Source organism: Solimonas flava DSM 18980 (genome assembly GCF_000426685.1).
In the GTDB taxonomy this organism is placed as follows: domain Bacteria; phylum Pseudomonadota; class Gammaproteobacteria; order Nevskiales; family Nevskiaceae; genus Solimonas; species Solimonas flava.
Genome location: NZ_AUFV01000015.1, coordinates 34,566 through 48,545, shown reverse-complemented (window position 1 = coordinate 48,545; position 13,980 = coordinate 34,566). Strand labels below are relative to the sequence as shown.

At 69.6% G+C, this 13,980-nt stretch carries 14 protein-coding genes; all 14 read left to right on the top strand.

Translation table 11 applies throughout. The features are described from left to right. The first annotated feature begins 1 nt into the window (after window position 1). The 14 genes from K343_RS0115530 to K343_RS22445 all read left to right on the top strand — a co-directional run bounded on the left by K343_RS0115530 (window position 2) and on the right by K343_RS22445 (window position 13,971). Complete coding sequence (locus K343_RS0115530) at window positions 2-889, top strand: VOC family protein (protein WP_028008857.1); 888 nt, start codon at window positions 2-4, stop codon at window positions 887-889. Window positions 890-909: 20 nt separating this feature from the next. Continuing rightward, the gene (locus tag K343_RS0115525; RefSeq protein WP_028008856.1) at window positions 910-1,785 is read left to right on the top strand and encodes a CoA transferase subunit A; all 876 of its coding nucleotides are present in this window, start codon (window positions 910-912) and stop codon (window positions 1,783-1,785) included. Window positions 1,786-1,789: 4 nt separating this feature from the next. Then, complete coding sequence (locus K343_RS0115520; protein WP_084615931.1) at window positions 1,790-2,626, top strand: CoA-transferase subunit beta; 837 nt, start codon at window positions 1,790-1,792, stop codon at window positions 2,624-2,626. Then, window positions 2,623-3,072: a Zn-ribbon domain-containing OB-fold protein gene (locus K343_RS0115515; protein ID WP_028008854.1), complete on the top strand. Its 450-nt coding sequence runs from the start codon at window positions 2,623-2,625 to the stop codon at window positions 3,070-3,072. The genes K343_RS0115520 and K343_RS0115515 overlap by 4 nt, the downstream gene beginning before the upstream one ends. Then, the gene (locus K343_RS0115510) at window positions 3,069-4,250 is read left to right on the top strand and encodes a lipid-transfer protein (protein WP_028008853.1); all 1,182 of its coding nucleotides are present in this window, start codon (window positions 3,069-3,071) and stop codon (window positions 4,248-4,250) included. Before K343_RS0115515 ends, K343_RS0115510 begins: the two co-directional genes overlap by 4 nt. A gap of 3 nt (window positions 4,251-4,253) precedes the next feature. Beyond that, complete coding sequence (locus K343_RS0115505; protein WP_028008852.1) at window positions 4,254-5,141, top strand: enoyl-CoA hydratase; 888 nt, start codon at window positions 4,254-4,256, stop codon at window positions 5,139-5,141. Beyond that, the gene (locus K343_RS22455; protein ID WP_051278540.1) at window positions 5,138-6,289 is read left to right on the top strand and encodes an NAD(P)H-dependent flavin oxidoreductase; all 1,152 of its coding nucleotides are present in this window, start codon (window positions 5,138-5,140) and stop codon (window positions 6,287-6,289) included. The genes K343_RS0115505 and K343_RS22455 overlap by 4 nt, the downstream gene beginning before the upstream one ends. Window positions 6,290-6,334: 45 nt before the next feature. After that, window positions 6,335-7,099 carry an enoyl-CoA hydratase family protein gene (locus K343_RS0115495; protein WP_028008851.1) on the top strand — a complete coding sequence of 255 codons (765 nt, stop codon included), beginning with the start codon at window positions 6,335-6,337 and terminating at the stop codon, window positions 7,097-7,099. Between the two features lie 86 nt (window positions 7,100-7,185). Further along, window positions 7,186-8,361: an acyl-CoA dehydrogenase family protein gene (locus tag K343_RS0115490; protein ID WP_028008850.1), complete on the top strand. Its 1,176-nt coding sequence runs from the start codon at window positions 7,186-7,188 to the stop codon at window positions 8,359-8,361. A 127-nt stretch (window positions 8,362-8,488) separates the two neighbouring features. Next, complete coding sequence (locus K343_RS0115485) at window positions 8,489-9,544, top strand: acyl-CoA dehydrogenase family protein (RefSeq protein WP_020649947.1); 1,056 nt, start codon at window positions 8,489-8,491, stop codon at window positions 9,542-9,544. A gap of 19 nt (window positions 9,545-9,563) precedes the next feature. Then, window positions 9,564-10,715, top strand: a complete 1,152-nt coding sequence (locus K343_RS0115480) for an acetyl-CoA C-acetyltransferase (RefSeq protein ID WP_028008849.1) — start codon at window positions 9,564-9,566, stop codon at window positions 10,713-10,715. Window positions 10,716-11,407: 692 nt separating this feature from the next. After that, entirely contained in the window at window positions 11,408-12,286 is an 879-nt protein-coding gene (locus K343_RS0115475) for an SDR family oxidoreductase (RefSeq protein WP_028008848.1), read from the top strand. Between the two features lie 4 nt (window positions 12,287-12,290). Beyond that, a complete protein-coding gene (locus K343_RS22450; protein ID WP_051278538.1) occupies window positions 12,291-12,734 on the top strand; it encodes an acyl-CoA thioesterase in 444 nt (147 codons plus the stop codon). Between the two features lie 85 nt (window positions 12,735-12,819). After that, window positions 12,820-13,971 carry a tetratricopeptide repeat protein gene (locus tag K343_RS22445; protein WP_051278536.1) on the top strand — a complete coding sequence of 384 codons (1,152 nt, stop codon included), beginning with the start codon at window positions 12,820-12,822 and terminating at the stop codon, window positions 13,969-13,971. Window positions 13,972-13,980 lie beyond the last annotated feature (9 nt).

Below are 13,980 nucleotides of genomic sequence, written 5' to 3'. Positions count from 1 at the left end.
CATGCTCAATATCGAGGCGCTGGCCTACATCGTCGCCGAGACGACGGATCCTTCGCAGTGGCAAGCCTTCGGCGAGCGCATGCTCGGCATGCAATCGGTGCCGGCCGACGGCGGCGTCGGCCTGAAGATGGACGGCCGCGACTTCCGCATCATCGCCGTGCGCGGCGCGTCCGACCGCTATCTGGCGTCCGGCTGGGAAGTCCCCGACCGCGCCGCGTTCGACGCCACCGTCGCCGCGCTGCAGCAGGCCGGCGTCGCCGTCGTGCTCGGCAGCGCGGCGGACGCGGCGGCGCGCAAGATGAGCGCGATCGCCACGTTCGACGATCCGGCCGGCAATCGCCACGAGCTGGTCTACGGCTACACCGGAGGCTGGACGCCGTTCGTCTCGCCGATCGGCGTGCAGGGCTTCAAGACCGGGCGTCAGGGCCTGGGCCACACCGTGCTGCCGGCGATTCCGTTCGAGCCGACGCTGGCGCTGTTCCGCGACACGCTCGGCTTCGGGCTCTCCGACGTCTTCAACTTCAAGCCGGCGCCGGACGCGCCGGACATCCGCATCTACTTCCTGCATGCCGCCGCCGGTCGCCACCACAGCGTCGCGCTCGCCGAGATGCCGAGCGCCTCCGGCTGCGTGCACGTGATGGTCGAAGTCGATGCGCTGACCGACGTCGGCCGCGCCTACGACCGCCTGCAGGCCGAGGGCGTCAAGCTGATGGCGACGCTCGGCGAGCACGAGAACGACCGCATGACTTCGTTCTACATGATGACGCCCGGCAATTTCGCGATCGAATACGGCTGGGGAGGCATCAGCGTCGAGCCCGGCGTCTGGCAGACCACGCAGACACAGCAGGTCTCGATCTGGGGCCACGACTTCTCGGTCGGCTTCCGCTAAGGACGATTCGCACCATGGCTTTGAACAAGGAAATGAGCGCGGCCGACGTCGTCGGCCAGCTGCGCTCGGGCATGACGATCGGCATCGGCGGCTGGGGCCCGCGCCGCAAGCCGATGGCACTGGTGCGCGAGATCCTGCGCTCCGGCCTCAAGGATCTGACGATCGTCGCCTACGGCGGCCCCGAGGTCGGCATGCTGTGCGCGGCCGGCAAGGTGAAGAAGCTGGTCTACGGCTTCGTGACGATGGACGCGATCCCGCTCGAGCCCTACTTCCGCAAGGCCCGCGAGGCCGGCGCGATCGAGGTCATGGAGATCGACGAAGGCATGTTCGAGTGGGGCCTGCGCGCGGCCGGCATGCGCATGTCGTTCCTGCCGACGCGCTGCGGCCTGGCGAGCGACGTGCTGGCGCGCAATCCGCAGCTCAAGACCGTGCGCTCGCCGTACGACGACGGCGAGGTCTACGTGGCGATGCCGGCGCTGCGGCTCGACGCCGCGCTGCTGCACGTCAACGAGGCCGACCGCCTCGGCAACACCCTGAACCGCGCCAACGATCCGTTGTTCGATCATCTCTTCGCGCGCGCCGCCGAGCGCTGCTACGTCAGCACCGAGACGCTGGTCGACCGTTTCGCGCTCGACGCGGCGTCGGCGAAGCTGAATTTCTTCGAGCGCTATCTGGTCAGCGGCGTGGTGCATGCGCCGTTCGGCGCGCATCCGACCTACAGCGGTCCCGACTACGGCTGGGACCTCGAACACCTGAAGCGCTACAACGCCTCGGCCGCCGACGACAACGGCTGGCAGCAATACGTCGCCGAGTTCGTCGCCTGCAGCGAGGCCGAGTATCTCGCCAAGGCCGGCGGCGCCGAGCGCCTCGCCAAGCTCAAGACTCCGGTGTTCTGAAGCCATGAACCAGATGACGACGGTCGAAACCTCCGCTGATACCGCGACGCTCGCCGAGCTGATGATCGTCGCCGCCAGCGAAGCCTGGCGCGACAACGGCGAGCTGCTCGCCTCCGGCATCGGCATCGTGCCGCGCCTCGGCGCCTCGCTCGCCAAGCTCACGCACTCGCCGGAGCTGCTGATGACGGACTCCGAGACCTTCCTGGTCGAGGAGCCGATTCCGCTCGGCCCGCGCGGCGACTACGTGCCGAAGTATTCCGGCTACATGTCCTTCGACCGCGTCTTCGAATGCGTCTGGGGCGGCCGCCGCCACGCGATGATCGGACCGACGCAGATCGACCGCTGGGGCCAGACCAATCTGTCGGTGGTCGGCGGCAGCTATGAGAAGCCGAAGTCGGCGATCCTCGGCGTGCGCGGCCTGCCCGGCAACAGCATCAACCATCTGAACTCGATGTTCGTGCCCAATCACGGCCCGCGCGTGTTCGTGGCCGGCGAAGTCGACATGGTGTCCGGCGTCGGCTACCGCGCCGAGCGCTGGGCGCCGGGCATGAAGCACGACTACCTCGATCTGCGCCTGATCGTCACCGATCTGTGCGTGATGGACTTCGGCGGCCCGGACAAATGGGCCGGCCACGGCCTTCGCGTGCGCTCGCTGCATCCCGGCGTGAGCTTCGAGCAGGTGCAGGCGGCGACCGGCTTCACGCTGGCGCGCGTCGACGATCTGCGCGAGACGCCGCTGCCGAGCGCCGAGCAGCTGGCGATCATCCGCCGCCTCGATCCGCACAACCTGCGCGCGACGGCGGTCAAGGGCAATCCGCCGGCGGTGAGGGCGGCAGCATGAACGCGCCCGCCGTCGCGGCGCCCATGCCCGTGCTCGACGGCTGGTTCACGCTCGATGCCGAGCGGCCGCAGCTGCTCGGCAACCGCTGCGCGCGCTGCGGCACCGTCTACTTTCCGAAGCTGAAGAGCGGCTACTGCCGCCATCCGGATTGCGACGGCGATGCGTTCGACGAGGTGCCGCTGTCGCGCACCGGCACGCTGTGGTCGTACACCAATGCCGCATACCAGCCGCCGGAGCCGTTCGCGCAGGTCGACAAGGACGCGTACCGGCCGTTCGCGATCGCCGCCGTTGAACTGGCGGCCGAGCAGATGATCGTGCTCGGCCCGGTCGTCGACGGCGTCGGCGTCGAACAACTGAAGGTCGGCATGACGATGGCGCTGAAGCTCGAAGCGCTCGCCGACGGCAAGCTGACCTGGAAGTGGGCGCCGGCCGGAGCCATGGCATGAGCCGCGACATCGCCATCCTCGGCGTCGGCATGCACCCCTGGGGCAAGTGGGGCAAAAGCTTCGTCGAATACGGCGTCGTCGCCGCGCGCGCTGCGCTCGTCGATGCCGGCGTGAAATGGCGCGACGTGCAGTTCGTCTCCGGCGCGGCGACGATCCGCAACGGCTATCCCGGCCAGGTCGCCGGCGCGACCTTCGCGCAGGCGCTCGGCTGGCAGGGCGCGCAGGTCAACACCTCGTACGCGGCCTGCGCCTCGGGCTCGCAGGCGCTGGCCGCCGCGCGCTCGAAGATCCTGTCCGGCGAATGCGAAGTCGCGCTCGTGATCGGCGCCGACACCACGCCGAAGGGCTTTCTCAAGCCGGCGCCGGGCGATCGTCCGGACGATCCGGACTGGGTGCGCTTTCGCATCGGCATCACCAACCCGACCTACTTCGCGCTGTACGCGCGCCGCCGCATGGCGCTGTACGGCGACACGCTAGCCGACTTCGCCGCGGTCAAGGTCAAGAACGCCGCGCACGGCTACACCAATCCGAACGCGCGCTATCGCAAGAAGTTCACGGCCGAGGACGTCGCCGCCTCGGCGATGCTCGCCGATCCGCTGCGCCTGATGGACGTCTGCGCGGTGTCCGACGGCGCCGCGGCGATCATCGTGTCCAGCGTCGATTACGCGCGCCGCCTCGGCAAGGCCGGCGCGCCGCGCGTCGCCGCGGTGTCGACGGTGACGCCGACCTTCGCCTCGGCGCTGGTCGAGATGCCGGACATCGCCACCGATTCCGCCATCGCAGCAAAGGCGCAGAGCTTTCGCGCCGCGCTGCCGGCGAAGGCCTACGCCGAGGCCGGCGTCGATCCGGCCGACATCAGCGTCGCCGAGGTCTACGACCTGTCGACCGCGCTCGAACTCGACTGGATCGAAGACCTGCAGCTGTGCCCGCGCGGCGCCGCGGCGCGGCTGGTGCGCGAGGGCGCGACGACGATCGGCGGCCGCGTGCCGGTCAATCCGTCCGGCGGGCTCGCCTGTTTCGGCGAGGCGGTGCCGGCGCAGGCGCTTGCCCAGGTCTGCGAGCTGACCTGGCAGCTGCGCGGCCAGGCCGGCGCGCGCCAGATCGACAACGCGCGCGTCGGCATCACCGCGAACCAGGGCCTGTTCGGCCACGGTTCGTCGGTCATCGTCAAGCGCTGAGCGATGACGGCGATGAATCCGCAAGCCGCCAGCGAGCCGGTCGTGCTGTACGACGTGCAGGACGGCATCGCGACCATCACGATGAACCGGCCGCGCTATCACAACGCGCAGAACTCGAAGATGACCTACGCGCTCGACGCGTCGTTCCGCCGCGCCGTCGACGACGACGCGGTCAAGGTCATCGTGCTGGCCGGCGCCGGCAAGAATTTCTCGGCCGGCCACGACATCGGTACGCCGGAGCGCGACGCGCACGAAACCTTCGAGCGCGAGCACCTGTGGTACGACCACGTCGGCAAGCCCGGCGCCGAAGCGCAGCTGGTGCGCGAGCAGGAGGTCTACCTCGGCATGTGCCGCCGCTGGCGCGACGTTCCGAAGCCGACCATCGCGCAGGTGCAGGGCGCCTGCATCGCCGGCGGCCTGATGCTGGCCTGGGTCTGCGACCTGATCGTCGCCAGCGACGACGCGTACTTCCAGGACCCGGTGCTGCAGATGGGCATTCCGGGCGTCGAATACTTCGCGCACGCCTTCGAGCTGCATCCGCGCATCGCCAAGGAATTCCTGTTCCTCGGCGAGCGCATGGATGCGGCGCGCGCGCAGCAGATGGGCATGGTCAACCGCGTGACGACGCGCGCGGCGCTGGCCGCCGAGGTGCGCGCGATCGCGTCCAGGCTCGCCGCGCAGCCGCGTCTGGCGCTGGCGCTGGCCAAGCAGTCGATCAATCACATCGAGGATCTGCGCGGCAAGCGCACGGCGATGGATGCCGCCTTCGGCTGGCACCACTTCGCGCACGCGCACAACCAGCTCGTCACCGGCAACAACCTCGCCGGCCTCGACGCCAAGGCGATGGCCGCCGCCAACAAAGCCGCCGACGCCAAGGACGGTTCCCGATGAGCGCTCTGCAGACGCCGCTGACCGAACTGCTCGGCTGCCGCTATCCGATCGTGCAGACGGCGATGGGCTGGGTCGCGACCAGCAAGCTCGTCACGGCGACCACCAACGCCGGCGGCTTCGGCTTTCTCGCCGCGGCGACGATGTCGACCGCGACGCTGCGCGACGAAATCGCCGCGGTGCGCGCGGCGACCGCCGGCCCGTTCGGCGTCAACTTCCACATGTTCCAGCCGAACGCGCGCGAGGTCATCGAGCTGGTGCTCGACAACGCCGACCGCGTGCGCGCGGTGTCGTACGGCCGCGGTCCCGATGCGAGGACGATCCAGCGCTTCAAGGACGCCGGCGTGCTGTGCATGCCGACCGTCGGTGCGCTCAAGCACGCGGTCAAGGCGATCGAGCTCGGCGCCGACATCATCACCGTGCAGGGCGGCGAGGGCGGCGGTCACACCGGTTCGGTGCCGACCACGCTCTTGCTGCCGCAGGTGCTCGACGCGGTGCAGGTGCCGGTCGTCGCCGCCGGTGGCTTCCACAGCGGCCGCGGCCTCGCCGGCGCGCTGGCCTTCGGCGCCGCCGGCATCGCCATGGGCACGCGCTTTCTGATGACGGCCGAGTCGCCGGTGCCGCGCGAGACGCTGGCGAAGTACGTCGCCGTCCACGATCCGGCGCGGATCCGCGCCTCGACCGCCGTCGACGGCATGCCGCAGCGCATGATCGACAACCCCTTCCTGCTGCGCCTCGAAAGCGGCGGCCTGCTGCATCGCCTGTTCGTGGCGCTGGCCAGCGCCTGGCACTGGCGCGCGCAGACCGGCATGTCGGTCGCGCACATGGCCAGGACCTTCGTCGGAGCGCTGCGCGAAGGCGATTCCGCGATTCAAACGATGATGGCCGCGAACGCGCCGGTGCTGATCCAGCGCGCGATGGTCGAGGGCCGACCCGACGAGGGCGTGCTGCCGAGCGGCCAGGTCGCCGCTGTCATCGACAGCCTGCCGCCGGTTGCCGAGCTGATCGCCGGCATCGTCGCCGAAGCCGAACAACGCCTCGCGGCGCTCGCCGCCCTCTCCCGTCCCTCCGGGCCACTCTCTCCCGCGAGCGGGAGAGGGGAGCAGGAGCCCGCCGTTTCGTCCCCTCTCCCGCAGGCGCGAGAAGGCTAGGCAGAGCGCGGCGCGCAGCGCCGAGGCCGCCATCAGAGAAACCATATGAACCACGGATTCCAGACCACGATCGAAGACGGCATCGCCGAACTCGTCATCAACCGCCCGCCGGTCAACGCGCTCGACGACGCCGGCTGGCACGCGCTCGCCGACGAGATCGAGCGCCTCGGCCGCGATCCGGCGGCGCGCGTCATCGTGCTGCGCGCCGAAGGCCGCGGCTTCTGCGCCGGCGTCGACATCAAGGAGCTCGACAAGCATCCCGAGCGCATCGTCTCGGTCAACACCGGCAACTACCGTTCGTTCCGCGCCGTGCACCGTAATCCGTTGCCGGTGATCGCCGCCGTGCACGGCTTCGTGCTCGGCGGCGGCATCGGCCTGACCGGCGCCGCCGACATCGTCGTCGCCGCCGAGGACGCCACCTTCGGCGTGCCGGAAGTCGACCGCGGCGCGATGGGCGGCGGCGCGCACCTGCAGCGCCTGTTCCCGGTGCAGAAGGTGCGCATGATGTATTTCACCGGCGAGCCGATCACGGCCGCCGAAGCGCACCGGCTCGGCGCCGTCGAGCGCGTCGTGCCGCGCAGCGAGCTGCGCGACGCGGCGCTGGCGATCGCGCGTTCGATCGCCGCCAAGTCGACGGCGATGATCCGCCTCGCCAAGGAATCGCTGAACGGCATCGAGGACGGCAACCTCGAAGACAAGTACCGCTGGGAGCAGGGCTTCACGCTGCAGGCCTACAGCGAGAAGGACTCGGCGGAAACGCGCCGCGCCTTCGTCGAGAAGCGCGAAGCCCAGTTCGCCGCCAAGCCATGAATCCAGAACCGGCCTTGCGCGGCGCCGGGCGAACGCCCCGTCGCGCACGGCCGGCGCCGCTGCGGCGGCGCACGCACGAGTAATCCATGAGACTGCAATACACCGAACGACAGAAGCAGTTCCGCCAGGAGATTCGCGACTGGCTGGCCGCGCATGTGCCGAAGCAGACGCTGCCGAGCTTCGACACCGCCGAGGGTTTCGAGGCGCACCGCCAGTGGGAGGCGCGGCTGTTCGAGGGCCGCTGGAGCGCGGTGACCTGGCCGCAGGAATACGGCGGCCGCGGCTGCGACCTCATCGAGTGGCTGATCTTCGAAGAGGAATACTGGGCCGCCGGCGCGCCGCTGCGCGTCAACCAGAACGGCGTGTTCCTGCTCGCGCCGACGCTGATGGAATACGGCACGCCGGAGCAGAAGGCGCGCTTCCTGCCGCGTATGGCGTCCGGTCAGGACGTCTGGGCGCAGGGCTGGTCCGAGCCGGGCGCCGGCTCCGACATGGCGGCGATCCGCAGCAAGGCGATCCGTGACGGCGACGAGTACGTCATCAACGGCCAGAAGATCTGGTCGACGCGCGCGGTCTGGGCCGACTGGCTGTTCGGCATGTTCCGCACCGATCCGGAATCGAGCCGGCATCACGGGCTGACCTTCATCCTGCTGCCGCTGAACCTGCCGGGCATCACCATCCGGCCGATCAAGCAGCTCAACGGCCTGCCGGGCTTCGCCGAGATTTTCTTCGACGACGTGCGCGTGCCGGTCGCCAACCGCCTCGGCGACGAAGGCGCCGGCTGGAACGTGGCGATGGCCACCGCCGGCTTCGAGCGCGGCCTGATGCTGCGTTCGCCGGCGCGCTTCCAGCAGACCGCGCGCCATCTCGTCGAGCTGTACCTGCAGAACCAGGCCAGCGCCGACGCCGACCCGGGCATCCGCGACGCCGTCATCAAGAGCTGGATGGACGCCGAGGCCTACGCGCTGGCGACCTACCGCACGGCGAGCCGGCTCGGCAAGGGTGCCAAGATCGGCGCCGAGGCGAGCACCAACAAGATCTTCTGGTCCGAGCTGGACCTGCTGATGCACGACACCGCGATGCGCATCCTCGGCCCGCTCGGCGAGCTGATGCCGGACGCGCCGGACGCCGGCGTGCACGGGCCGGGCCACGGCTGGCTCGACGGCTTCCTGTTCGCGCAGGCCGGGCCGATCTACGCCGGCACCAACGAAATCCAGCGCAACATCATCGCCGAGCGCATGCTCGGCCTGCCGCGCTCATGAGCGCGTCGCCGCCACTGGCGTCGCCATCCGCCGCGCGCACGCCGCCGCCGGCGCTCCTGCCCATTCCCGTCCCGTCCGCCGCCGTGCGGACAGGCGTTCGCTGAGTCGCTGCGCGACCGACATATCCATGGACTTCACTTTCGACGAACAGCAGCTCGCCTTCCGCGACGCCATCCACAAGTTCCTGATGGTCGAGGCGGCGCCGGAAATGCTGCGCGAGGTCTGGGAGACGACCAAGAGCGGCCGCTCCGCCGAGCTGCGCGCCAAGCTCGCCGACCAGGGCCTGACCGCGCTGTCGGTGCCGGAGGCGTTCGGCGGCATCGGCCTCGGCGATCTCGACTGGGTGCTGGTGCAGCAGGAGCTCGGCTACTTCGCGATTCCCGATTCGCTGACCGACAGCGCCTACCTGGCGGTGTACCTGCTGACGCATCTGCCGGCCGACGTGCAGCTCAAGCGCGAATGGTTGCCGCGCGTCGCCGCCGGCACGGCGCGCATCGCCGTCGGCCATCCGGTCAATCCGCTGGTCGCCGACGCCGCCAACGCCGATCTGCTGCTGCTCTGGCACGACGATGAGATTCACGCGCTGACGCCCGATCAGGTACAGCTGTCGTTCAACCCCAGCATCGATCTGTCGCGGCGGCTCTACAAGCCGGCGTGGACGCCGTCGCCGGCGACGCGCATCTGTCCGGCCGCGCAGGGCCGGCGTTTGTGGGCCGACGTGCTCGACCGCGCCGCGCTGGCGGCGAGCGCGCAGCTGCTCGGCCTGGCGCAGCGCATGCTCGATCTCGGCGTCGATCACGCCGCGCAGCGCAAGCAGTTCGGCAAGCCGGTCGGCTCGTTCCAGGCCGTCAAGCATCACCTCGCCGACGTCGCCGTGAAGATCGAATTCGCCGAGCCGGTGGTGCACCGCGCGGCGCAGGCGCTGGCCACCGACGATCCGCGCCGCGACGTGCAGGTCTCGCACGCTAAACTCGCGGCGGGGGAAGCGGCCCGGCTGGCGGCGCGCAAGAGCATCCAGGCGCACGGCGCGATGGGTTACACCTGGGAAGCCGATCTGCAGATGTACATGAAGCGCGCCTGGGCGCTCGATGCCGCCTGGGGCGACGCCAAGTTCCACAAGGCGCGCATCGCCGCCGCGATCCTCACCCCCGGAGCCCGTCTCGGGCCCGGCACCACTTTTTGAACCTAAGGAAGAGATTGAAATGGCTGAAGCCTATATCGTCGACGCTCTGCGCACGCCCACCGGCAAGCGCAAGGGCAGCCTCGCCCACATGCACGGTGCCGATCTCGGCGCGCACGCCATCAAGGCGCTCGTCGAGCGCAACGGCATTCCCGCCGAGGACTACGACGACGTGATCTTCGGCTGTCTCGACGCGATCGGCCCGCTCGCCGGCAACATCGCGCGCACCTGCTGGCTGGCCGCCGGACTGCCGATGCACGTGCCGGGCGTCACCATCGACCGTCAGTGCGGTTCCTCGCAGCAGGCCGTGCACTTCGCCGCGCAGGCGGTGATGAGCGGCACGCAGGACGTGATCGTCGCCGGCGGCGTGCAGACCATGACGCAGATCCCGATCTCGTCGGCGATGATCGCCGCCAAGCCGCTCGGCTTCGCCGATCCGTTCTCGGGCTCGAAGGGCTGGGTCGAGCGCTTCGGCGCCGAGCCGGTCTCGCAGTTCCACGGCGCGCAGCTGATCGCCGACAAGTGGAAGATCTCGCGTGAGGAGATGGAGGTGTTCTCGCTGGAGAGTCACCGCCGCGCGCGCGCCGCGCAGAAGGAAGGCCGCTTCGACCGCGAGATCGTCGAGACCGCGGGCCTGAAGATGGACGAGACGGTGCGCGACACCTCGCTCGAACAGATGGCGCAGCTCGAACCGCTGGCGCCGGGCGGCACGATCACCGCGGGCGTGTCGAGCCAGACCGGCGACGCCGCGTCGGCGATGCTGATCGTCTCCGAGAAGGCGCTGCAGCGCTACGGCCTGAAGCCGCGCGCGCGCATTCACCACATGAGCGTGTACGCCGACGATCCGATCTTCATGCTGACCGCGCCGATTCCGGCGACGCAGTACGCGCTGAAGAAGTCGGGCATGAAGATGCAGGACATCGATCTGGTCGAGATCAACGAAGCCTTCGCGCCGGTGGTGCTGTCCTGGTTCAAGGAAACCGGCTATCCGCATGCGCAGACCAACGTCAACGGCGGCGGCATCGCGCTCGCCCATCCGCTCGGCGCGACCGGCGTCAAGCTGATGACGACGCTGCTGCACGAGCTGGAGCGCACCAACAAGCGCTACGGTCTGCAGACGATGTGCGAAGGCGGCGGTGTCGCCAACGTGACGATCATCGAGCGGCTGGGCTGAGGCTTGATGCGACGAGGCGCCCTGCGCTGCCTGTTCCCTCTCGCGCTTGCGGGGTCTCGGTTCCCGGCAAGGGGAAGCGACATCCTGAAGCGTCGTCCAGCGCCGACTGCTGGGCTTCGGGGCAGCGTCGGGCGTTTCGTTTCGCCCTGCGGGGCGAGTCCCTTTTCTTTGCTTGCCCAAAGAAAAGGAACCAAAAGAAAGGGCACCCGTGGCTTACGCGCCCTCGCTGCGCTCGGGTGCCCTGCGATGCTCGCCGGCCCGGCCGGCGCTGAAACTCGCGGTGCTGCGCACCGCTCAAACAGTCAGCGCCGGACGGCCCCGGACCGGCTGCGCTTCTCGGCGCTTCGCAAAGGGGACCCAGAAGCAAGAAGCAAAGCCGCTTTGGCTGTTGCCTTTGCCGTACGGGTCCCCTTGGGCCGCACCGAGCAGCGCAGCGCGCGCAGGGAATGGCCGGCCAGGACGGCCGGCCAAGTCGCCGCCGCGGCAGGGATGCCGCGTCGGCGACGGTCCCGAGCACGTGAGTAGCGCAGGGCACTTCGCGTAGCGAAGTGCGGCCCCAGGGGTGTGTTTCTCTTGCCTACTTCTCTTTGCACAAGCAAAGAGAAGTAGGGCGCCGTCAAGGCGAAAAGAAGGCCGGATCGACGCGCAAGGCGAACCGGTCAAGCGACTATCGAAGACCGAAGGATCAGTTCATGGGTATCTGCGACCACCGCACCATCATCGTCACCGGCTCCGGCAGCGGTCTCGGCCGCGAGTACGCGCTCGCGCTCGCCGCCGAAGGCGCCAGCGTCGTCGTCAACGACATCCGCCGCGAAGCCGCGCAGGGCGTCGTCGACGAAATCACCAAGGCCGGCGGCAAGGCCGTCGTTGCCTGCGAGGACATCACCTCGATGAGCGGCGCGCAGGCGATCGTCGACGCCGGCGTCGCCGCCTTCGGCGACGTGCACGGCGTCGTCAATAACGCCGGCATCGTTCGCGACCGCATGTTCGCCTCGCTGTCCGAGGAGGACTGGGATCTCGTCATCAAGGTCCACCTCAAGGGCCACTTCTGCATCGCCAGCCGCCTCGTGCAGCGCTGGCGCGACCAGAGCAAGGCCGGGCAGAAGGTCGACGCGCGCATCGTCAACACCAGTTCCGGCGCCGGCCTGCAGGGCTCGGTCGGGCAGAGCAACTACGCGGCGGCCAAGGGCGGCATCGCCTCGCTGACGCTGGTGCAGGCCGCCGAGCTGCGCCGCTACGGCGTCACCGCCAACGCCCTGGCACCGGCGGCGCGCACCGGCATGACCGAGCCGGTGTTCGGTTCGGTGATGAAGAAGCCGGACGACGGCAGCTTCGACCACTACGATCCGGCCAACGTCGCGCCGCTGGTGGTCTGGCTGTGCAGCCCGCTGTCGGCGCACGTCAGCGGCAAAGTGTTCGAGGTCGAGGGCGGCAAGGTCTCGATCGCGACCGGCTGGAAGACCGGCATCGTCCGCGACAAGAAGGCGCGCTGGAATCCGGCCGAGCTGGGCACGGTCGTCGACGAGCTGATCGCGCAATCGCCGGCGCCGCAGAAGGTCTACGGTACCTGAGGCGATGAGCGCCGGCGCGCCCGCCGCGGCCACCGATCCGGCCGCGTACCGCTTCTGGACCGACGAGCAGATCCGCTTCGCCGATCTGGACCTGCTCGGCCACGTCAACAACATCGCCTTCACGGTCTACGCGGAGAGCGGGCGCGCCGCGTTCCTGCGCGAGACGGGCCTGTGGGTGCCGTTCGCGCCGCGCCAGAACGTCATCGTCCGGCTCGAGCTCGACTATCGCCGCGAGCTGCACTACCCCGGTCGGCTGCGCGTCGGCCTGCGCGTGCTCGAGATCGGCCGCAGCTCGTTCCGGCTCGGCATCGGCCTGTTCGACGGCGAACACTGCGCGGCGACGGCGGAGACGGTGCTCGTGCGCATCGATGCCGAAAGCCGCAAGGCGGTGGCGCTCGACGCCGTGGAGCTGGCCTGCCTGCAGCCGTATCTGGCGGCAAACGCCTAGAGGCGCGCTGCGCTAAGCTGCGGGCCGTCCGTCTCCGCCGCGAGGTGGGGACGGTCGCGGTGCCGGCCGTCGGAGGGACGCGCCCATGAAGAACGCGGTGAAGTTTCTGGCTGCGATCGCGCTGGTCCTGCTCGGCGGCTGCTCGGCGTTCGCGCCGCCGGCGGCGTCCGACGCCCTGTTCGCCGACGAACGCTACGGCGAGCCGCCCGCCGCGCTGCAGCAGCTCGACCTCTTTGCGCTGAGTCCGGCGATGGAGGCTTACCTGCAGGATCACATCCGCAAGCGCGCCGTGATCCTCGGCCACAGCCGCGCATTGTTCACTTCGCTGACCGAAGACTTGCGCGTCGACTACGACGCGGCCGTCACGCGCACCGCCAGCGAAACCTTCACTGCCGGCGCCGGCAACTGTCTTTCGCTCGTGATCCTGGCCTCGGCGTTCGCCAAGCAGCTCGATATTCCGCTGCGCTACCAGCTCGTGCATGGCGAAGGCGCGTGGACGCGCACCGGCGATCTCGTGTTCCTGAACGGCCACGTCAACATCGTGCTCGATCCGCATCGGCGCTATGGGTTGACCACCGGGGCATCGGAACCGGGCCTGGTCATCGACTTCGCGCCGGCGCGCGGCGTGCTTTCGCATGACACCGAGGAAGTGCCGGAACGCCTGATCGTGGCGATGTTCATGAACAACCGCGCGGCCGAGACCCTGGTGGCCGGCGATGCCCGGCAGGCGTACTGGTGGGCGCGGGCATCGATCCGGACGGCGGCGTTCGCGAGTGCCTACAACACGCTCGGCGTGGTCTACCGCCGCAGCGGCGACTTCGATCGGGCCGAGACCGCGCTGCAGCGCGGTCTCGCGCTCGCGCCGCGCGATCCGCAGCTGATGAACAACCTCGCCGGCCTCTACGAACAGACCCAGCGTCTCGCCGATGCCGCGCGGCTACGCGCGCGACTGGCGCGGCTCGATGCCTATCAGCCGTTCCAGTTTCTCGATGCCGGCTATCGCGCGATGGCGGCGGGCGACGTGAACGGGGCGATGGCGCTGTATCGCCGCGAACTCCGGCACATTCCCTACAGCGCCGAAGTCCACTACGCGATCGCCGTGGCGAGCGCGCGGCTCGGCGATGCCCGTGACGCCGAGCAGCATCTCGGCGAGGCGATGCGCCTGAGCACCAATCTGCGCGACCGCGACATCTACGCCGGCAAGCTGCAGCGCCTGCAGGCGCTGCAGCTGAACTGAGCGGCGGAC